The 19,325-nt window shown below is 66.2% G+C and carries 17 protein-coding genes; 2 read left to right on the top strand and 15 right to left on the bottom strand.

Annotated elements, in window-relative coordinates; genetic code table 11:
- Nucleotides 1-130: 130 nt before the first annotated feature.
- Nucleotides 131-2,287, bottom strand: coding sequence for a polyribonucleotide nucleotidyltransferase (pnp, locus tag ACQR1X_RS12595; RefSeq protein ID WP_315803936.1), 2,157 nt, complete (start codon nt 2,285-2,287; stop codon nt 131-133).
- On the opposite strand from pnp, the gene ACQR1X_RS12590 reads away from it, so the two are divergent.
- Nucleotides 2,286-2,438 (top strand): hypothetical protein, encoded by a 153-nt coding sequence (locus tag ACQR1X_RS12590; protein ID WP_315803935.1) that lies wholly within the window; start codon nt 2,286-2,288, stop codon nt 2,436-2,438. The genes pnp and ACQR1X_RS12590 overlap by 2 nt on opposite strands.
- 208 nt (nt 2,439-2,646) lie before the next feature.
- Here ACQR1X_RS12590 and rpsO read toward each other — a convergent pair whose 3' ends face one another.
- The 7 genes from rpsO to rimP all read right to left on the bottom strand — a co-directional run bounded on the left by rpsO (nt 2,647) and on the right by rimP (nt 10,628).
- The gene (gene rpsO / locus ACQR1X_RS12585) at nt 2,647-2,916 is read right to left on the bottom strand and encodes a 30S ribosomal protein S15 (protein ID WP_015663225.1); all 270 of its coding nucleotides are present in this window, start codon (nt 2,914-2,916) and stop codon (nt 2,647-2,649) included.
- Between the two features lie 2 nt (nt 2,917-2,918).
- On the bottom strand, nt 2,919-4,025 hold the full coding sequence (truB, locus tag ACQR1X_RS12580) for a tRNA pseudouridine(55) synthase TruB (RefSeq protein WP_315803934.1): 1,107 nt from the start codon (nt 4,023-4,025) through the stop codon (nt 2,919-2,921).
- Nucleotides 4,025-4,441 carry a 30S ribosome-binding factor RbfA gene (rbfA, locus tag ACQR1X_RS12575; RefSeq protein ID WP_315716923.1) on the bottom strand — a complete coding sequence of 139 codons (417 nt, stop codon included), beginning with the start codon at nt 4,439-4,441 and terminating at the stop codon, nt 4,025-4,027. Before rbfA ends, truB begins: the two co-directional genes overlap by 1 nt.
- Before the next feature lie 160 nt (nt 4,442-4,601).
- On the bottom strand, nt 4,602-7,364 hold the full coding sequence (gene infB, locus ACQR1X_RS12570) for a translation initiation factor IF-2 (RefSeq protein ID WP_315803933.1): 2,763 nt from the start codon (nt 7,362-7,364) through the stop codon (nt 4,602-4,604).
- A 77-nt stretch (nt 7,365-7,441) separates the two neighbouring features.
- Nucleotides 7,442-8,155, bottom strand: a complete 714-nt coding sequence (locus ACQR1X_RS12565; RefSeq protein WP_315803932.1) for an RNA-binding protein — start codon at nt 8,153-8,155, stop codon at nt 7,442-7,444.
- An 80-nt stretch (nt 8,156-8,235) separates the two neighbouring features.
- Nucleotides 8,236-9,858 (bottom strand): transcription termination factor NusA, encoded by a 1,623-nt coding sequence (gene nusA, locus ACQR1X_RS12560; protein WP_316179038.1) that lies wholly within the window; start codon nt 9,856-9,858, stop codon nt 8,236-8,238.
- Between the two features lie 14 nt (nt 9,859-9,872).
- The gene (gene rimP, locus ACQR1X_RS12555) at nt 9,873-10,628 is read right to left on the bottom strand and encodes a ribosome maturation factor RimP (RefSeq protein ID WP_434898947.1); all 756 of its coding nucleotides are present in this window, start codon (nt 10,626-10,628) and stop codon (nt 9,873-9,875) included.
- A 424-nt stretch (nt 10,629-11,052) separates the two neighbouring features.
- Here rimP and ACQR1X_RS12550 point away from each other — a divergent pair, with 424 nt between their 5' ends.
- Nucleotides 11,053-12,129 carry a DUF2336 domain-containing protein gene (locus ACQR1X_RS12550; RefSeq protein WP_434898946.1) on the top strand — a complete coding sequence of 359 codons (1,077 nt, stop codon included), beginning with the start codon at nt 11,053-11,055 and terminating at the stop codon, nt 12,127-12,129.
- A 21-nt stretch (nt 12,130-12,150) separates the two neighbouring features.
- Here ACQR1X_RS12550 and ACQR1X_RS12545 read toward each other — a convergent pair whose 3' ends face one another.
- The 7 genes from ACQR1X_RS12545 to ACQR1X_RS12515 all read right to left on the bottom strand — a co-directional run bounded on the left by ACQR1X_RS12545 (nt 12,151) and on the right by ACQR1X_RS12515 (nt 19,306).
- A complete protein-coding gene (locus tag ACQR1X_RS12545) occupies nt 12,151-12,888 on the bottom strand; it encodes a tRNA (guanine(46)-N(7))-methyltransferase TrmB (protein WP_434898945.1) in 738 nt (245 codons plus the stop codon).
- Entirely contained in the window at nt 12,885-14,018 is a 1,134-nt protein-coding gene (locus tag ACQR1X_RS12540) for a M20 family metallopeptidase (RefSeq protein WP_316179044.1), read from the bottom strand. Before ACQR1X_RS12540 ends, ACQR1X_RS12545 begins: the two co-directional genes overlap by 4 nt.
- A 310-nt stretch (nt 14,019-14,328) precedes the next feature.
- Entirely contained in the window at nt 14,329-14,745 is a 417-nt protein-coding gene (locus tag ACQR1X_RS12535; RefSeq protein ID WP_006615449.1) for a helix-turn-helix domain-containing protein, read from the bottom strand.
- A gap of 232 nt (nt 14,746-14,977) precedes the next feature.
- Nucleotides 14,978-16,588 carry an apolipoprotein N-acyltransferase gene (gene lnt / locus ACQR1X_RS12530; protein ID WP_434898944.1) on the bottom strand — a complete coding sequence of 537 codons (1,611 nt, stop codon included), beginning with the start codon at nt 16,586-16,588 and terminating at the stop codon, nt 14,978-14,980.
- Nucleotides 16,585-17,754: a hemolysin family protein gene (locus ACQR1X_RS12525; protein WP_315803926.1), complete on the bottom strand. Its 1,170-nt coding sequence runs from the start codon at nt 17,752-17,754 to the stop codon at nt 16,585-16,587. Before ACQR1X_RS12525 ends, lnt begins: the two co-directional genes overlap by 4 nt.
- A gap of 2 nt (nt 17,755-17,756) precedes the next feature.
- Nucleotides 17,757-18,266 (bottom strand): rRNA maturation RNase YbeY, encoded by a 510-nt coding sequence (gene ybeY / locus ACQR1X_RS12520; protein ID WP_315803925.1) that lies wholly within the window; start codon nt 18,264-18,266, stop codon nt 17,757-17,759.
- 62 nt (nt 18,267-18,328) lie between these two features.
- Complete coding sequence (locus tag ACQR1X_RS12515; RefSeq protein ID WP_316215359.1) at nt 18,329-19,306, bottom strand: PhoH family protein; 978 nt, start codon at nt 19,304-19,306, stop codon at nt 18,329-18,331.
- Nucleotides 19,307-19,325: the final 19 nt, after the last annotated feature.

The raw sequence follows: 19,325 nt of genomic DNA, 5'->3' as shown, positions 1-19,325 counted from the left end.
CGGGGTGACGGCCTGGCCTCTGCATCCGCAGCCATGACCTGGGACGCGCGAGGGTGTGCGACCGATAGGACAACAAAAAAGGGCGGCTCGAAAGCCGCCCTTTGTGTTTCACTCGAAGGGTGCCCCGGCTTTACTCGCCGGCGGCTTCGCGCGCCTCGGCGGGCGCGTCCTTCTGCTTGGCCTCGAGATCCTCGCCGGTGGTCTGGTCGACCGCCTTCATGGACAGCCGGGTCTTGCCGCGGTCGTCGAAGCCGAGCAGCTTGACCTTGACCTTGTCGCCTTCCTTGACGACGTCGGTGGTCTTCTGCACGCGCTTGTCGGCGAGCTGCGAGATGTGCACGAGGCCGTCACGGGTGCCGAAGAAGTTCACGAAGGCACCGAACTCCATCACCTTGACGACGGTGCCGTCATAGATCTGGCCGACCTCCGGATCGGAGGCGATCGACTTGATCCACTTGATGGCGGCCTTCATCGCCTCGCCGTCGTTGGAGGCGACCTTCACGGTGCCGTCGTCCTCGATGTTGACCTTGGCGCCGGTCTTCTCGACGATCTCGCGGATCACCTTGCCGCCGGTGCCGATCACTTCGCGGATCTTGTCGGTCGGGATCTTGAAGGTCTCGATGCGCGGCGCGTATTCGCCGAGCTCGGCGCGCGCGGCGGTCAGCGCCTTGGACATCTCGCCCAGGATGTGGATGCGGCCTTCGCGGGCCTGACCCAGCGCAACCCGCATGATCTCCTCGGTGATGCCCTCGATCTTGATGTCCATCTGCAGCGAGGTGATGCCGCTCTCGGTGCCCGCGACCTTGAAGTCCATGTCGCCGAGATGGTCCTCGTCGCCGAGGATGTCGGACAGCACGGCGAAGCGGCTGCCTTCCAGGATCAGACCCATCGCGATGCCCGCGGTCGGCCGCTTCAGCGGCACGCCGGCATCCATCAGCGCCAGCGAGGAGCCGCACACGGTCGCCATCGACGACGAACCGTTGGACTCGGTCACCTCCGACACGACGCGCGTCGTGTAGGGGAACTCGTGGTGCGGCGGCAGCACCGGGTGGATGGCGCGCCAGGCGAGCTTGCCGTGGCCGATCTCACGGCGCTTGGTGCCGCCGAGACGGCCGGTCTCACCAACGGAGTAGGGAGGGAAGTTGTAGTGCAGCAGGAACGTCTCCTTGTACGTCCCCGACAGTGCGTCGATGTACTGCTCGTCCTCGCCGGTGCCGAGCGTGGTCACGACCAGCGCCTGGGTCTCGCCGCGGGTGAACAGCGCCGAACCGTGGGCGCGGGGCAGCACGCCGACCTCGCAGACGATGTTGCGCACGGTCTTGGCGTCACGGCCGTCGATACGCTTGCCGGTGTCCAGGATGTTCCAGCGGACGATCTTGGCCTCGAGCTCCTTGAACACGGCGGCGATACGGAGCTTGTCGTATTTCGGCTCCTGCCCCTCGGGGAAGAAGTAGGCCATCACCTTTTCCTTGACGGCGCCGACGGCAGCATAGCGCTGCTGCTTGATCGGAATCGCGTAGGCGGTGCGCAGGTCCTGCTCGGCGATCCCGAGCATCTCCTTCTCGATCGCGGCGTTGTCGATGATCGCGACGTCGCGCGGCTCCTTGGCGGCCTTTTCGGCGAGCTCGATGATCGCGTTGATCACCGGCTGGAAGTGACGGTGACCGAACATCACCGCACCGAGCATGATGTCCTCGTTGAGCTCCTTGGCCTCCGATTCCACCATCAGCACGGCGTCCGAGGTGCCGGCGACCACCAGGTCGAGCTGGGTGTCGGCCATCTCGTCGAGGGTCGGATTGAGGATATATTCGTCATTGGCGAAGCCAACGCGGGCCGCGCCGATCGGGCCCTTGAACGGAACGCCCGACAAGGTCAGCGCTGCCGACGCGCCGACCAGCGCGACGATGTCCGGATCGTTCTCCATGTCGTGCGACAGCACGGTCACGATCACCTGGGTCTCGTTGCGCCAGGCATCGACGAACAGCGGGCGAATCGGGCGGTCGATCAGGCGGGAGACCAGCGTCTCCTTCTCGGTCGGACGGCCCTCGCGCTTGAAATAGCCGCCGGGAATGCGGCCCGCGGCGTAGGTCTTTTCCTGATAGTCGACGGTCAGGGGCAGGAAGTCGACGCCCTCCCGCGGCGCCTTGGCGGCGACGACGGTCGCGAGCACGACGGTCTCGCCATAGGTGGCGACGACGGCGCCGTCAGCCTGGCGGGCGATCTTGCCGGTTTCCAGCTTGAGCGGACGCCCACCCCAGTCGATCTCGACGGAATGCTTGGTAAACATGGGTATCTTCTTTCATGAGATGATCGAAGGCGGACTCCCCAGAAACAAAAAAACCATGCGCAAGATTGCGGGGCGCTGGAATGCGATCAGCGGCCTGCGATCCTGCCATGGTTTTCTTATTTCGGATGGCGTCCATCCTTCTCGTAAATAACGGGCACCTTGCCCGTCACGCCCAGCGGCCGGATTGCTGCTGAAGCGTACTGCATGGTCCTGGTCGGATCAGTCGAAGAGCGTATCCGCTTCTTTCCAGATCCGGCCAGACCGCATGATCCCGGATGAGCGAACGCCGCGCGTGCGGCGTCCTCAGGATCATGTCATCAACGCGCGCAATGACGCGCGCGCTCATTCCATAGCGAAGCTCAACGACGAATGTTGTGCTTCTCGAGCAGCGCCTTGTAGCGCGCCTCGTCGTTCTTCTTCAGATAGTCCAGCAGCGAACGGCGGGTCGACACCAGCTTCAGGAGGCCGCGGCGGGAGTGATTGTCCTTGCCGTGGGTCTTGAAATGGCCGGTCAGGTTGTTGATGCGTTCCGACAGGATCGCAACCTGCACCTCGGGAGAACCGGTATCACCGGCCTTGGTGGCGTTCGCCTTGATGATTTCCGCCTTGCGCTCTGCGGTCACCGACATCGTCAGTCTCTTTCGTTGCGACCGGAGCTGGCAGTCAGTCCGGTCAGGTTGAACACGCGCTTGGGGATGAGTTCGCCATTGCCAATTTCGGCAAGCGCCAGAAGGCGGCCTGCGACCGTGACATAGACTGTGCCGCTACTATTGGGCGCATCCCGTCCGCGCAACAAAACGGCCTGGCCCCTGTGGAGCCTTGCCGCATCAGCCCGAGTGACGGCCAGTGCCGGGATGTCGTCCAGCGCGGTCTCAACGGGCAGGAGTGCGTCGGCGAGGCTTCCCTCACCGGACGCGGCTCTATTGCACAAAGCCTCCAACTGTTCCAGCGGAATCATGTCGTTCTCGGTAAACGGACCCACCAGGGTCCGCCGGAGCGCGCTGATATGGCCGTAACAGCCGAGGAGGCGGCCCATGTCGCGGGCCAGCGCCCGGACATAGGTTCCCTTGCCGCATTCCGCCTCGAATACCGAATGGTCGGTGTCGGGCTGGTCGACGAGGGTCAGTTCATGGATCTCGACCGGGCGCGGCTGCAGCTCGACGACCTCGCCGTCGCGGGCGAGATCATAGGCGCGCTCGCCCTGGACCTTGATCGCGGAATAGCGCGGCGGCGTCTGCTCGATCCGACCGGTAAATTGCGGCAGCAGCGCCCGGATCGCCGCGGCATCCGGCCGGCTGTCGCTGGTCTCGACGACCCGTCCTTCGGTGTCGTCGGTATCGCGCTCCTCGCCCCAGGTCACGGTGAAGCGGTAGCGCTTGCGGCCGTCCATCACGAAGGGGACCGTCTTGGTGGCTTCGCCCAGCGCGATCGGCAGGCCGCCGGAGGCGAGCGGATCGAGCGTGCCGGCATGGCCGGCGCGCTTTGCCTGGAACAGGCGCTTCACCACCGCCACGGCCTGGGTCGAGGTCATGCCGATCGGCTTGTCGAGCACGACCCAGCCATGGACGTCGCGACGATCGCGGCGCGGCTGGTTGCCCTGACCGTTTCCTTGGCGCTGCTTGTTGCGCGGATCATTGTTGTCGCGCAACGGGCGTCCGTCGGCAGAATGGATCGTCTTGGCCGTGGTCGGTTCGGCGCTCGGCGCGTCGACAGTGCCGGTTTCGGGGGGAATGGTCATCAGCTCTCTTCCGAATCCGAATTGAGGTCTCTCTGCACCGCGGGTGTTCGCAGTAATTTCTCGATCCGTTCCGCTTCGTCGAATCGCTCGTCGACGCGGAAGCGGATGTCAGGTGCAAATTTCAGGTTAACGCGCCGCGCGATGTCGCCGCGCAGGAACTTCTTGTTGCGCTCCAGCGCCGTGAGCACGACGTCCGTATCCTGTCCGCCGAGCGGCATGATGTAGATCGTGGCGAGCTTCAGGTCGGGCGACATGCGGACTTCGGGCACCGTGATGATGTGTCCCTCCAGGTCCGGATCGTGCACGTCACCGTGGCTGAGAATGTCGGCGACAGCGTGACGCACGGTCTCGGCCACGCGCAACTGACGCTGCGAGCCGCCGGAAGCGGCGCTTCCCCTCTGGTGATGGCGAGGCATTTTTCAAAAATCCAATGGATCGTCGCCCGGCGTGAGCACGGGCGAGAGGATCATTCTGATTGAGTTCAACGACGCTTCGTTAAGTTCAAGAGGCGCGGCGATTCCGCATGTTCACGGAATCGCTGCTCGCTCGAATTGCAGCGCTCTGTAGGATTCGGACTTACAGCGAGCGCTGGATGGTCTCCACGCGATAACACTCGATGACGTCGCCGACACGCATGTCGCCGTAGCTCTCGAAGGCCATGCCGCATTCCTGGCCGGCCTGCACTTCCTTCACTTCGTCCTTGAAGCGCTTCAGGGTCGACAGCTTGCCCTCGTGAACCACGACGTTGTCGCGGATCAGGCGGACATTGGCGCCGCGTTCGACAGTGCCGTCGGTGACGCGGCAGCCGGCGACCTTGCCGACCTTGGAGATGTTGAACACCTCCAGGATCTGCGCATTGCCGAGCATGGTTTCCCGAAGCGTGGGGGCCAGGAGACCGCTCATCGCCTTCTTCACGTCATCCACGAGGTCGTAGATGATGTTGTAGTAGCGGATCTCGATGCCGTTGCGCTTGGCGAGTGCGGCCGCTTCCTTGTTGGCTCGCACCGAGAAGCCGATGATCGCGGCGTTGAAGCCTTCGGCCAGCGTGACGTCGGACTCGCTGATGCCGCCGACGCCGGCATGCAGGATGCGGGCGGCGACCTCCTCGGTGCCGAGCTTCTCCAGCGAGCCGAGAATGGCTTCCAGCGAGCCCTGCACGTCGGCCTTGATGATCAGCGGGAACTCCTTGCGGCCCACAGTCTTCAATTGCGACATCATCTGCTCGAGCGAACCGCGCATGCCGGAGATCGAGGCTGCCGCGTTCTCGCGCTTCTGGTGCGCGCGGTAGCTGGTGACCTGGCGGGCGCGGGCTTCGTTCTCGACGACGGCGAGACGATCGCCGGCTTCCGGAGGACCGTTGAAGCCGAGCACCTCGACCGGCACCGACGGGCCTGCCTCCTGCAACGTCTCGCCCTGGTCCGAGATCAGGGCGCGGACGCGACCCATCTCGGCGCCGGCGACGATGATGTCGCCGACCCGCAAGGTGCCGCGCTGGACCAGCACGGTGGCGACCGGACCACGGCCGCGATCGAGCTTGGCTTCGATCACGGTGCCTTCGGCCGGGCGATCCGAATTGGTCTTGAGGTCGAGGATGTCGGCCTGCAGCGCGATCATCTCCAGCAGACGATCGAGATTGGTCTTGTTCTTGGCGGACACCTCGACGTCGACGACCTCGCCGCCCAGCGATTCGACTTGCACCTCGTGCTGCAGCAGCTCGGTGCGGACGCGCTCGGGACGGGCGTCGGGCTTGTCGATCTTGTTGATCGCCACGATCATCGGCACCTTCGCCGCCTTGGCGTGGTTGATGGCCTCGATCGTCTGCGGCATGACGCCGTCATCGGCCGCGACCACCAGCACGACGATGTCGGTGACCTTGGCGCCGCGGGCGCGCATCGCGGTGAACGCGGCGTGGCCGGGCGTGTCGATGAAGGTGATCTTCTTGCCGGAATCCGGCGCGGTCACCTGATAGGCGCCGATGTGCTGGGTGATGCCGCCGGCTTCACCCGAGACCACGTTGGCGTGTCGCAGCGCGTCGAGCAGCGAGGTCTTGCCGTGGTCGACATGGCCCATGACGGTGACGACCGGCGAGCGCGGCTCGGTGTCGGTCGAATCGTCGACGACGTCGAACAGGCCCTCTTCCACGTCCGAGGCGGCGACGCGCTTGACCGTGTGGCCGAGTTCTTCCGCGATCAGCTGCGCGGTGTCGGCATCGATCACGTCGGTGATCTTGTGCATCGCGCCCTGGCGCATCAGCAGACGGATCACGTCGACCGCGCGCTCCGACATGCGGTTCGCCAGCTCCTGGATGGTGATGGCTTCCGGAATCGTCACCTCGCGGACGAGCTTCTCCTTCTGCTCGTTGGCGGCATGGCCCTTCAGGCGCTGCGTGCGGCGGCGGAACGATGCGATCGAGCGCTCGCGCACATCGTCGGCCGTGAGCGCCGTGACCACCGTCAAGCGGCCGCGCTGCTTCTGCGGACCCGGCTTGTGCGTGGTCTTCGGCGGCGGCGCGGGACGTGCGGCTCCGCCGGGCCCCCTGCGGATCTGGCGCGGACCCTCATCCTCGTCGGGACCGGCGGCAACCGCCGCCGGCGCGCGGCCGAGCGGGCCGCCTGCGGCAGGACGGGCGCCGGCCGGGCGGGCGCCCGCCGGCTGGGCGCCGCCGGGCCGCGAGCTCGGACCACCAATCTGCTGCGGCCGGCTGCCCGGTGCGCCGACGGGCCTGCCGGGGGCGGGCGTCGAGCGGGCCGGTGCGGTGGCGGCGGGCTGCGGCGCGGATGTCGCCGGACGGGGCGCCTCGCCTTCACCGAACCGCTTCTTGGCCTCGAGCTCGGCCTTGCGCTTGGCTTCCTCTTCGTGACGGTGCCGCTCTTCCTCGGCCTTGCGGCGCGCCTCGGCAGCCTCGCGCTCGGCGCGTTCGGCGGCTTCGCGCTCGGCGCGGCGGCGGGCTTCCTCTTCGGCCTGGCGGCGTTCCTCGATGTCGCGCACGCGGGCGTCGGCCAGCGCGCTGGCGCGCGCCGAGCGCTCGTCCTCTGTCAGGGTGCGGAGCACGACGCCGGAGCCGCTGCGCTGTGGACCGGACGACCGCGGCCCGGACGGGCGGTTGCTCGCCGGCGGCGGCGTCGGCGCCTTGGCGACGGTCGGCTCCGGCGCGTGCGGCGCATCGGGCGCCCCATCGCCGACACGGCGCTTGGTGCCGCGCTTCTCGACCACCACCTGCTTGCTCCGGCCATGTGGGAAGCTCTGGCGCACCGTGCCAGTCTCGACGCGCGGCTTCAGCGTCAAGGTCTTGGTCGGGACACTCAGTTTCTTGTCGCCCGGAGTGTTGTTGTCGGCCATTCAGTCGTCCTAATCTCGTTTACCTGCGTGCGGGTCTGCCGCACCGTCCCATTCGTGCAATCGTCGCGTATTCGTCGCTATGTCTTCGAAGTCGAAGCAGATTTCGTGGCCGCGGTTCCGGCAATCTTGTCAGCGTCGGCCGACCGGTATCGGACCAGTGTCTGGCTGCGCGACAGGAATGTCCTGCTCGCCGGGCCTGCGAGCACGGCAGCATGTATCACATTTGAGCGCCCAAGTGCCAAATCCAATTCTGCCGAAGTGAGACAGCAGATGATCGGAATTGTCGGGGCTTGGCCCTGACCCTCGGCGTTCGGCCGCACCAGCGCGTCGAGCTTGCGGATCCCGTCGGCTGCACCGTCCGCAGCATGGACGAGGGCTGCCAAGGTCGACCGTGACTGCCGCTGCGACAGCGCCGCTTCCACCTTGGAGAAACCGGAGACGACCTCGCCGGCCTTGGCGGCAATCCCCAGCGCTTCGATCGCGCTGCGGGCCAGCAAGGCTTCCAGGTCTTCGGGAAGGGTAGGCGGGACGCGGACGTTGGTCTTGAAGCCTCGGCTGAAATGGTGACGCCGCACCGCCTCCGCAACCGCCTGGCGCGAGGCGGTGATCCACAAGCCCCGCCCCGGCAGCTTGCGTTTGATGTCGGGCACGACCTCACCCGACGGGCCGACGACGAAGCGGATCAGCTCGCCGATCGGCCGCACTTCGCGGCTGACCGCGCACATGCGCATGGTCGCGGACTTCTCGGTCCGCGGTCCATTGTCGAGCTCGGGGTCGGCCAAAGCGAGCATGCGGTGATGCGGCTCCTCATCTCAAGCGAGCTGGGTCAGGGTGGGGGTCATTGCGGTGTCCATGGGGCGATCCAAACGGGTCAGGCGGGCTGTCCTTCGGTCGTTTCGTCCTCATTCTCGGGCTCGGCTTCGGCCTTGGCGAGGTCAGCCTCACTGATCCAGCCGGCCTTGACGCGGGCCTGCATGACCATGGCTTCGGCGTCATCGCGGGAGACATCGAGACCGTCGAGGAAACCGGGGAATTTGGTGGCTTCGCCCCCCTCCTTGCGCTCGGTCCAGCCGACCAGATCGTCGGTGGCGCAGCCCGCGAGGTCCTCGACCGTCTTGATGTCGTTCTCGCCGAACTTGACCAGCATCTTGGTGGTGACGCCGGGCACGTCCTTCACCGCGTCCTCGACGCCGAGCTCCTTGCGCCTGGCCTCGAGCTCGGCTTCCTGCTGCTCGAGGAATTCGCGGGCGCGGGTCTGCAGCTCGGTCGCGGTCTCCTCGTCGAAGCCCTCGATGCCGGCGAGATCCTTGAGGTCGACCAAAGCGAGCTCCTCGACCGAGGTGAAGCCTTCGGACGCCAGCAACTGGCCGACGACCTCGTCGACGTTCAGCGATTCCATGAACACGCGGGTGGAATTCTCGAAGTCGGCCTGGCGGCGCTCCGATTCCTCCTGCTCGGTCAGGATGTCGATGTCCCAGCCGGTCAGCTGCGAGGCGAGCCGGACGTTCTGGCCGCGGCGGCCGATCGCGAGCGAGAGCTGGTTGTTGGTGTCGGGGACGACCACCTCGATGCGCTCGCGGTCCTCGTCGATGACGACCTTGGCGACTTCGGCCGGCGCCAGCGCGTTGACCACGAAGGTCGCGATATCCGGCGACCACGGGATGATGTCGATCTTCTCGCCCTGCAGCTCGTTCACCACGGCCTGCACGCGCGAGCCGCGCATGCCGACGCAGGCGCCGACGGGGTCGACCGAGGAGTCGCGGGAGACAACGCCGATCTTGGCGCGCGAGCCGGGGTCGCGAGCGACCGCCTTGATCTCGACGATGCCGTCATAGATCTCCGGTACCTCCTGCGCGAACAGCTTGGCCATGAACTGCGGATGGGTGCGCGACAGGAAGATCTGCGGTCCCCGGGTCTCGCGGCGCACGTCGAACACATAGGCGCGGACGCGGTCGCCGTTGCGGAAGACCTCGCGCGGCAGCATCTCGTCACGGCGGATGATGGCCTCGCCGCGGCCGAGGTCGAGGATCACGCTGCCATACTCGACGCGCTTGACGACGCCGTTGACGATGTCGCCGATGCGGTCCTTGAACTCCTGGTACTGCCGGTCGCGCTCCGCCTCGCGCACCTTCTGCACGATGACCTGCTTGGCCGATTGCGCGGCGATGCGGCCATATTCCAGCGGCGGCAGGGTGTCCGCGATGGTGTCGCCGATCTGGGCGCCCGGGTTGGCGCGGCGCGCATCATCCAGCGAGATCTGGTTGGAGGGGTTCTCGACCTTCTCGACCACCAGCATGTGGCGCGACAGCCGCAGCTCACCCTTCTTCGGATCGATCTCGGCATGAACGTCGGTCTCGCTGCCGTAGCGGGCGCGGGCGGCCTTGGCGATCGCGTCTTCCATCGCGGCGATCACGATGCCGCGGTCGATCGACTTCTCGCGCGCGACGGCGTCGGCGATCTGCAGCAGTTCCAACCGGTTGGCGCTGACGGCCATGGCTCAAGTCTCCTCTAATCAGGATCGATCTCGCCCCTGCGCGCGCGGTCGGCAGCGAGGCGATGTTTCTTGGTGTTGGTCGGCAGCGGCTTCTTGGCCGGCTGCTTGTCTTTCAACTTCGGCTTGGCCTGGGCCGCCGGCTTGGCGTGCGGCGCCAGCGGCGGTGCGATGCCAAGCTCGCGCTTCTTCTCACGCTCGGCGGCCTTGCCGCGGCGCATGGATTCGGCGATCAGCTCGTCGGTCAGCACCATCTTGGCGTCGCCGATGTCGGTCATCGGCAGCACGACATCGGCATCCTGGTCCTTGGCGACGTCGTCGCGGGTGATGCGGACGCCATCACCTTCGACGCCCTTGATGATGCCGCGGAAGCGTTTGCGGTTCTGATGCGCCACCGCCATCTCGATCTTCACGAGATGCCCGATATGGCGCTCGAAATCGGAGCGGCGGACCAGCGGCCGGTCGATCCCCGGCGAGGAGATCTCGAGCCGGTAGGCACGGTCGATCGGGTCGGCGATATCCAGCACCGGCGACAGCGCCCGCGACACCGCCTCGCAATCCTCGATCTGCATCGTGCCGTCGGGGCGCTCGGCCATCACCTGGACGGTGCAGCCGGCCTCGCCGGAGATGCGGATCCGCACCAGACGGTACCCCATTCCCTGCAGCACGGGGTCAGCCACCGCCGCGACGCGCGCCGCGACGCCCGGCTCAACGACGAGACGGGGCTCGGTCAGGAGGTCGGTGTCAGCGGTTGCGAACGTAGGTTCCGTCATCGAGGCGTCGATCGCGTGTCTTGCTTGGTTGGGCCGTCGGGCCTGTTCGATCGCGCTCACCGGACCGATCCCGCCCGTGGCGGAGCGATCCAGGTAACAAAAAAGAGCGGGTCCGGAAGGGCCCACCCTCACTACGCGATCGTATATGAGATGATGTTTGATGGCGCTCATATAGCCGCTTTGCCGCCTGACGGCAAGGGTCGTGTCGGCTCAAACGGCGCCTGGAACTGGGAATCTGCTCCGCGCCAGGAGTGCGGATCGGATCGTTTTCCCCGACCGGGAACGGCCGAATGCCGCGGGGTCTAACCCTCCATTCACCAAGATCGCTTAAAAATGAGCTGAGTTCGCGCTTTTCGCCTCCGTAGTCGTGCCGCACGGAGCGGAGCGCACGGAAACGTGTCGTGTTGCGTATCGAGTAGACGTCATGACCCCGGCAACCGCGCTGATCCCCGGCCTCGGCCGGATCGTCAGGCAGGGCAATGCTGAACGCGGCCTCGAGGCCACGCGCCGCATCGCCGACCTGTTCTTCGAGGATGCGACGAAGCTGCGTCCCGAGCACATCAATCTGTTCGACGGTCTCCTGACCGATCTGGTCCCGTTCGCGGATCTGCCGACGCGGATCGATCTGGCGGAGCGGTTGTCGCGGCTCCTCAGGGCGCCCCGTGCCGTCGTCAGCCGGCTGGCGCGCGACGACGAGGTTGCGGTGGCGGGTCCGCTGTTGCGCCGTTCGCTCGTGCTCGACGATCCCGTGCTCATCGCCATTGCGCGCGACAAGAGCCAGGGACATCTGCTCGCGATGGCAGAGCGGACGCGCCTGTCGGCCGATATGACCGATGTGCTGGTGCGCCGTGGTGATCGCGACGTGGTGCGGCGGACCGCTGCCAATGATGGCGCCGCGTTTTCCCCGCGCGGCTATGCCGCGCTGATCCACCGCGCGAGTTCAGACGGCGTGTTGACGCTCACGGTCGGCCGGCGCGACGATGTTTCCGACGATCATCTGCGACAATTGCTGGCCGGTGCGCTCGATGTCGTCAGGCGGCGGCTGTTCGATGTGGTGCCGCCGGACAAGCAGGCGAGGATCAAGCAGGCCCTCGCCGAGCTCGCCGATGCGGCACAGGCAACAGACAGCACGCGCAATTTCGTGCCGGCGCAGCGGACCATCCTGTCGCTGTATGAAGCCGGTGCCTTGGACCAGTCGGCGCTGTTCGGCTTCGCATCCGAGCACAAATACGAGGAGGTCATCGCGGCGCTCGCCGCAATGACGGGATTGAAGATCGCGACGCTCGACCGGCTCATGTCGGGCGATCGTCACGATCCGCTTCTGATCCTGGGGCGCATGATCGGGCTCGATTGGCGCACCGTGCACGCACTGATCCTGCTGCGCCTCGGACCGAAACGCGTGCCGGCGCAGCGCGATATCGATGCGATCAGGGTCAACTACGCGCGCCTGCTGCCATCGACCGCCGAGCGGGTCGTCGCGTTCTGGAAGACACGGCATTGAATGACGCCCACGGCGCAGTGGTCAGCGCCGGCGGAAGATCAGGTAGTTGGCGACGCGGCCTTCGCGCGTCGCCTTCCGTCCGTAGCGCGTCATGGTGTAGCCCGGCCAGGGCAGACGCCAGTCGTCGGCGCGCTCGGCCGTCCAGGCGAACTCGGGCGACCGGAGCAGATGCCACAGCGTCCAGGCGCAATAGTCGGCGATGTCGCTGACGAAGCGGAACTCGCCGCCGGGCCTCAGGACGCGCGCCATCGCGGCGATCGTCGCATCCTGCACGAAACGCCGCTTCCAGTGCCGCCGCTTCGGCCAGGGATCGGGATGGATCAGGTCGATCCGCTGCAGCGATCGCGGCGGCAGCCAGGCCAGCAGTTCGGCGGCGTCGCCGGCCAGCAGCCTGATATTGCCGATGTTGTCGGCCTCGATCGCCGACAGGATCTTGGCCATGCCGTTGACATAGGGCTCACAGCCGATGAAGCCGGTGGTCGGAAACGCCTTTGCTTCGGCGGCAAGATGCTCGCCGCCGCCAAACCCGATCTCCAGCCGCAGCGCGTCGACCGGCGGATCGTACAGCGAAGGCAGCACGGCATCCGCGGGAGCGGCGAGATCGAGCGCGAGATGCGGCAGCAGGTTGCCGACCAGGTCGGCCTGATGCGCCCGCAGCTTGTGGCCCTTGCGCCGGCCGAAGAACGAGCCCTGACCATGCAGGGCCGCGGTGTCGGTGTGATTGTCGTCGTCGACGGGCATGTTGATTGCGGTGCTCATCGCAGCGTTTCATAGAGGCGGTAGAGCAGCCTTGTCCGCGGCTCGATCGAGGAGATGTACATCTGCTCGTAATGCGTATGCGCGCCCTTGCCATCGACGCCGAGCCCATCGAGCGTCGCCGTGAACGGTGCGGTGAAATTGCCGTCGGAACCGCCGCCGGTATAGGTGTCGATCAGCTCGAAGCCGATTTCGTCGGCGAGCGATTTCGCATGCTCGAACAGGGCGGCGCCGGCGTTGCCCTTGACGTAAGGCGGCCGGTTCACCTCGCCGCTCACTTCGACCGTGACGCCATCGCTGCGCGAGGTCAGCCCCAGGATCTTGGGCAGGATTTCCTCGGCATCGGCAGGCGTCGGCAGCCGTGCGTCGACCTCGGCATAAGCTTCCTCGGCGATCACGTTCGGACGTGTTCCGCCGCGCACGACGCCGACATTCACGGTGATGCCGCGGGCGGGGTCGTTGAGCGCCTCGAGGGCGTGAATGACGTTGGCGAGTTCGCGGATCGCACTGCGTCCATCCTGTGGACGCGCGCCGGCATGCGCGGGCACGCCGCGGATCGTCACGTCGAACCGCGCCACGCCCTTGCGTCCGGTCACGATCTTGCCGCCGTCACGCGCGGGCTCGGTGACGAGGACGTATTTGGCCTTGCGGCCTTCCTCCTCGATCAGCGCGCGCGAGGTCGGGCTGCCGATCTCTTCATCCGAGACGAACAAATGAGTAATGCCGAGCGGCGATTTTTGACCGCCTGCGCAGAGTTGACGAAAGGCGTGGAAGGCGAGATACGCGCCGCCCTTCATGTCGTAGATCCCCGGACCGTACGCGACGTCGCCGTCGACCGAGAACGGCAGCCGCGCGATGAACCCGATCGGATGCACCGTGTCGAGATGGCTCAGGACCAGGATGCCCGGCTCGTCCTGCCCCCACGACGACCGTGCGACGAGGTGGTCGCCGCAGCCGTCGCGTCCGGCGATCCGTTCGATCGTGGCATCGAGCCCCCGATAACCATCCGCGACAAGGGAAGCCAGCTTGTTGACCTGATCAGGCGCCTCGGTCGGGGTCTCGATCTCGACCCATTGGCGGATGCCTTCGAGAATTGTGCGACTATCGAACGGGCTGCTGCTGCTGGTTGTCATGAGCTTTGTAAATCGTTCTCGATGGTTACGAAGTGGTAGCAGGCGGTTGGGCGCGCTGGCGCGTTGGCGGCCGGGACGCCGGAGTTCCAGGCCACATGTGCATAAAAAGATTTAGAGCGCGATAGCCTTTCCCGAAGGGGAGCCATCGCGCTCTATTGGTCGTGATCCAACCTGTCTATCGGCTCATTCGTCTGCGGAATGAAGCGTGCCCAGCGCGTCGTCCGCAAACGTGCCCCGCTGATGGCCCCCCGAGGGCGCTGACATTCCTATGAGAGTGATCACGATAGGAATGTCAGCGCCGGCGCATCAGCTAGCCTTCTTCCGGAGCTTCGCGATCAGCGATCTGCTCGACCAGGTCGACGATGCTGCGACGGAGCTTCGAATCGTGGATCCGCGTGAATGCGCGGGTCAACGCCAGTCCTTCGGAGGTCGCCAGGAAATCAGACACATAGGCGGGCGAAGCGCCTTCGCCGAAAGCTTCACCGTTGGTCCCGCCACTCGGGACCCCTTCGAACAGGAAGGAGACCGGGACCTGCAGAACCTCCGAGATCTGCTGAATCCGGCTGGCGCCGACTCGATTGGTGCCTTTTTCGTACTTCTGTATCTGCTGGAACGTGAGTCCGAGAGCCTCACCAAGTTTTTCCTGGCTCATGCCCAACATGATACGGCGCATCCGCACCCGGCTGCCGACATGCTTGTCAACAGGGTTGGGCGCTTTCGTCGACATCTCTCAACTCCTTAGAATGGGCCTCGGAACGAGGCGGTCGCAGTATGCCTCAGGCGCTCACACCGTCAATTTCTGTTCGCATGTCGTACTAACGAAGACGGCCGAGCAACGAACTGGACGGCTCATGCTGCCGCGCGAGAATGCGAATTGCAGCAGCTATCTGTCAACACTTGGGGTTTTGCTTGTCAAAAAAAATCTTACGGACCCGGAAAGAATCGAGATCTTGCTGTCGTCAGGGAAGCTTTTGAGCAACACGTCTGCGAACGACGGTGCTCAGGGCGATCACTAACAGGATCGCAACCGGAATGTCGCCGAGCCTTGCATAGACGGTCGGCTGCAACGCAACAGGCAGCGCCGAATCCAGCACGCCCTCTGCGCCGAGAGGCAATTGCTTAACGATACGGCCGACGGGATCGATCACCGCGGAGATGCCGGTGTTCGCAGATCGAACTAATGGAAGTCCTTGCTCGATCGCGCGCCACTGCGCCTGCTGCAGATGCTGATGAGGACCGGTCGAAATGCCGAACCAGCCATCGTTCGTCAGGTTGACGATCCAGCCCGGTCGTTCTTCGCTCGGCACGCTGTCACTCGGAAAGATCGCCTCGTAGCAGATCAAGGGAAGTACACGCGGGGCGTGTGGCACGTCCAGGTTGCGTCGCACGGTGCCGGGGATGAAGCCGCCCTGCACCCGCGTGAGCTGCTCGAGCCCGATCCGCTCCAGCAGATTCTGGAACGGCAGGAACTCGCCGAATGGGACGAGATGGAGCTTGTCGTAGACCGACAGCACGGTGCCGTCGTGATCGATCACGTAGATCGAATTATAGGCCCGGGTGATGGGGGTGTTGCGAGGCCCGTCGGGGGCGCGGACCGAACCGGTGATCAGCACCGTGCCCGGCGACAGCAGGTCGGCGATCTGGCCCATCGCGTCCGCCTCGCGGGTCAGGAAGAACGGGAACGCCGATTCCGGCCAGATCAGGACGTTGGCGTCCCGGACACCGGTGGCGTTCGGGCCGGAGGCGCGGTCCGACAGCGCCAGATAGCGGCGCATGACGTCGGCCTTGGCGCCATAGTTGAACTTCACGTCCTGTTGCAGGTTCGGCTGCATGATCCGCAGCTTGAGGTCGGCGACGAAGGCGGTCGGATGCAGCCCGAGCCGGATGACGCCGAACACGCCCATCATCACGAGCAGGGCGGCCGCCGCGGCCGGAGCCCGCCAGCGCTCGCGCCAGGTCTTGCCGTCGATCAGCACCGCTGGGCTGGCGAAGATCGCGATCGTCAGGAGCGTCATGCCCCAGATCCCGATCAGCGAGGTGGCCTGCGCCAGCGCCAGCGGCCGCGACAGGGCATAGCCGAACGTGTCCCAGGGGAAGCCGGTCAGCGCGTGGCCGCGCAGCCATTCGCTCGCGGTCAGGCAGACGGCGAGCGCCAGGATGCGGGTTGCATCACGCGTCCAGATCAACCGGGCCAACGCGAAGCCCAGAGCCGGAAACAGCGCGAGATAGGCCGGCAGGCCCAGCACGGCGAACGGCATCAGCCAGGCGAAGGTGTCGGCATCGACCAGGAACGCGTCGCCGATCCAGTACAGGCCGGGCACGAAATAGCCCATGCCGAAGCAGAAGCCGGTGAACGCGGCAGCCGGGATGCCGCGCCGCCGTCCCGCCGCGGCGCCGTCGATCAGCCAGACCAGCACCGGGAAGGTGATCGCGAGCACCGGCCAGGCGTTGAACGGGGCCATCGCCAGCGAGGAGAGCGCGCCGGCAGCGAGCGCGATCGCCGCACGCTTCCAGCCCCAGGCCAGGACAACGCCGATGGCGAGGCCGCGAATCGTCGATGGGCGGATCACTGTGAGCTGGCTCCGTCGCCCCTTGGCGGGCTGCTATCGTCATGGACCGGCGCAGGGCCGGCCTCTGCCGGCGGCGGCTCGGCCGGGACGTCCGTGTCCGGCGGGGTCACTTCCGGCGCAACGTCTCGACGCCGGCTTTCGCGCGGCGGGCGGGGCGTGGGGCGTTCCTTGCGCGGCGCGATGCGCAGCCGCTTGACCCGGCGCGGATCGGCATCGAGCACCTCGACCTCGAAATTGCCGGGGCCGGAGATCAGTTCGCCGCGCACCGGCAGCCGGCCGACATGGTTGACGAGATAGCCGCCGAGCGTCTCCACGCCCTCGCCGGCCTCGCCCGTCACGAACTCCTCGCCGATCACCCGGCGGACGTCGTCGAGGCTGGCGCGGGCGTCCGCGATGAAGGCGTTGTCGGCCTGCCGCACGATCGCCGGCGGCTCGTCGCTGTCGTGCTCGTCGTCGATCTCGCCGACGATCTGCTCGACGATGTCCTCGATCGAGACCAGTCCGTCGGTGCCGCCATATTCGTCGACCACCAGCGCCAGATGGATGCGCGAGGCCTGCATCTGCGCCAGCAGATCGATCGCGCGCATCGATGGCGGCACATAGAGCAGCTTGCGGATGATGTTGGCCTCGAACAGCGGCATCGAGAGGTCGACTGCCTTCAGGTCGAGCCCGGCCGGCAGCGGCTTCTTGCGCCGCGCCTTGACCTCGTCCGAGACGCGCGCCTGTGCGGTGGTGAAGGCGAGCAGGTCGCGGATGTGGACCATGCCCTCGGGATCGTCGAGCGTGTCGTTGTAGACCACGAGCCGTGAATGCGAGGCACTCTCGAACAGGCTCATCAGCTCGCCGAGCGTGATGTCGCGCCTGACCGCGACGATGTCGGCGCGATGTACCATCACGTCGGCGATCCGCCGCTCGTGCAGATCGAGGATGTTGCGCAGGAGCGTGCGCTCGACCGCGGAGAAGCCGATGTCGTCGGGTGTCGAGGCGTCGAGCACGACCTGCAGGTCGTCGCGCACCGATCCGCCGCCCTTCCATCCGAACAGATTGCGCAGCGCGCGAAAAAGCCAGTTCTCGCTCGGCGAGCGGCCGAGCTCGGATGCCGGCACCACGGCCGGAAGATTGCGCGTGTTGCGCGGATTGTCGTGAATGGGTTCGGAGTCGGCCATGATCAATTCGTCCGCTCCCGGTCGGCATAGGGATCGGGGATGCCGAGATGGGCCAGGATCTCGCGCTCGAGCGCCTCCATCTCCTCGGCCTCGTCGTCGGTCTCGTGATCGTAGCCGATCAGGTGCAGGAAGCCGTGCACCGCGAGATGGCTGAGGTGCTGGTCGAACGGCTTCTGCTCCTCGTCGGCTTCGCGCCGCAGCGTCTCGTAGGCGATGGCAATGTCGCCCAGCATGCGCGGCGCGTCGTCGTCGCCACGCGGGCCGGTCGGCTGCAGCGCCGGAAACGACAGCACGTTGGTCGGCTTGTCGATGCCGCGCCAATTGCTGTTCAGGGTGCGGATGCCGTCGTCGTCCGTCAGCATCACCGCGATCTCGGCGTCGCCGACGTCCGCGTCGACCGTCTCGGCGGCGGCGACGATGGCGCGATGTATGACGTCCTCGGCGTCGGGCTGGTCCTGCCAGCAGTCGGCGGCGACGATCACCTCGGTGGTTGGAATGGGACTTTGTGGCATCCTGGTCGTTCTGTGCGGATGGCGCTTGGATCACGCGCCGATCGGCGAGCTTGCTCTCGGGGTCAGCGCGCCTTTGGGCTCTCATAGGCGGCGACGATACGCGCCACCAATTCGTGGCGAATGACGTCCTCGCCGGTGAACCTGACCTGCGCGATCCCGTCGACGCCGTCGAGCAGCCGCGCGGCCTCGGCGAGGCCCGACGTCTGGCCGTTCGGCAGATCGACCTGCGAGGGATCGCCGGTGATGATCATGCGGCTGTTCTCGCCCAGGCGCGTGAGAAACATCTTCATCTGCATCGATGTCGTGTTCTGCGCCTCGTCGAGAATGATCGCGGCATTGGTCAAGGTGCGCCCGCGCATGAAGGCGAGCGGCGCGATCTCGATCTCGCCGGCCTGCAGCGCACGCTCGACGATGCGCGCATCCATCAGATCGTACAGCGCGTCGTAGATCGGGCGCAGATAGGGATCGACCTTCTCGCGGAGGTCACCAGGCAGGAAGCCGAGCCGCTCGCCGGCTTCGACAGCCGGGCGTGAGAGGATGATGCGGTCGACTTCCTTCCGCTCGAACAGCTGCGCTGCATGCGCGACCGCGAGCCAGGTCTTGCCGGTGCCGGCCGGACCGATGCCGAACACCAGCTCGTGGCGCTTCAGCGCGCGGATATAGGAATCCTGCGCGGCGGTGCGGGCGCGCACCGGCCGCTTGCGCAGGTTGATGCTCTCGAACGCGTTCTTGGCGTTCTTGGCGTCGAACTCGAACAGCGAGCCCTGCGCGACCACGGCGCGGATCGCGCCCTCGACGTCGCCCTGCGCCAGGTCCTGGCCCTTGACGGCCTGCGCATAGAGCGATTCGAGCACGCGCCGCGCGGCATCGCAGCCGTCGCGGGTGCCGCCGATGGTGATGTGGTTGCCGCGGGAATCGACGACGACGCCGAGGCGTCGTTCGACCAGCGCCAGGTTCTGGCCGTAGGGGCCGACCAGGGCGGATGCGGCGCGGTTGTCGTCGAAATCGATGACGACCTGGGTCTCGGGGGGCATGGACATGTCGCGGTCGTACTTGCGG

The sequence above is a fragment of the Bradyrhizobium sp. HKCCYLRH3073 genome, assembly GCF_051167995.1.
In the GTDB taxonomy this organism is placed as follows: domain Bacteria; phylum Pseudomonadota; class Alphaproteobacteria; order Rhizobiales; family Xanthobacteraceae; genus Bradyrhizobium.
Note: the sequence above shows the minus strand (reverse complement) of the source record. Positions and strands in the feature narration are given on the sequence as shown.

Bases quoted from the DNA above. Each gene is read 5' to 3' on its own strand.
- ACQR1X_RS12590 (WP_315803935.1), top strand. From the start codon at position 2,286: ATGGGTATCTTCTTTCATGAGATGATCGAAGGCGGACTCCCCAGAAAC.
- pnp (WP_315803936.1), bottom strand. From the start codon at position 2,287: ATGTTTACCAAGCATTCCGTCGAGATCGACTGGGGTGGGCGTCCGCTC.
- rpsO (WP_015663225.1), bottom strand. From the start codon at position 2,916: ATGTCGGTGACCGCAGAGCGCAAGGCGGAAATCATCAAGGCGAACGCC.
- truB (WP_315803934.1), bottom strand. From the start codon at position 4,025: ATGACCATTCCCCCCGAAACCGGCACTGTCGACGCGCCGAGCGCCGAA.
- rbfA (WP_315716923.1), bottom strand. From the start codon at position 4,441: ATGCCTCGCCATCACCAGAGGGGAAGCGCCGCTTCCGGCGGCTCGCAG.
- infB (WP_315803933.1), bottom strand. From the start codon at position 7,364: ATGGCCGACAACAACACTCCGGGCGACAAGAAACTGAGTGTCCCGACC.
- ACQR1X_RS12565 (WP_315803932.1), bottom strand. From the start codon at position 8,155: ATGCTCGCTTTGGCCGACCCCGAGCTCGACAATGGACCGCGGACCGAG.
- nusA (WP_316179038.1), bottom strand. From the start codon at position 9,858: ATGGCCGTCAGCGCCAACCGGTTGGAACTGCTGCAGATCGCCGACGCC.
- rimP (WP_434898947.1), bottom strand. From the start codon at position 10,628: ATGACGGAACCTACGTTCGCAACCGCTGACACCGACCTCCTGACCGAG.
- ACQR1X_RS12550 (WP_434898946.1), top strand. From the start codon at position 11,053: ATGACCCCGGCAACCGCGCTGATCCCCGGCCTCGGCCGGATCGTCAGG.
- ACQR1X_RS12545 (WP_434898945.1), bottom strand. From the start codon at position 12,888: ATGAGCACCGCAATCAACATGCCCGTCGACGACGACAATCACACCGAC.
- ACQR1X_RS12540 (WP_316179044.1), bottom strand. From the start codon at position 14,018: ATGACAACCAGCAGCAGCAGCCCGTTCGATAGTCGCACAATTCTCGAA.
- ACQR1X_RS12535 (WP_006615449.1), bottom strand. From the start codon at position 14,745: ATGTCGACGAAAGCGCCCAACCCTGTTGACAAGCATGTCGGCAGCCGG.
- ACQR1X_RS12525 (WP_315803926.1), bottom strand. From the start codon at position 17,754: ATGGCCGACTCCGAACCCATTCACGACAATCCGCGCAACACGCGCAAT.
- ybeY (WP_315803925.1), bottom strand. From the start codon at position 18,266: ATGCCACAAAGTCCCATTCCAACCACCGAGGTGATCGTCGCCGCCGAC.
- ACQR1X_RS12515 (WP_316215359.1), bottom strand. From the start codon at position 19,306: ATGTCCATGCCCCCCGAGACCCAGGTCGTCATCGATTTCGACGACAAC.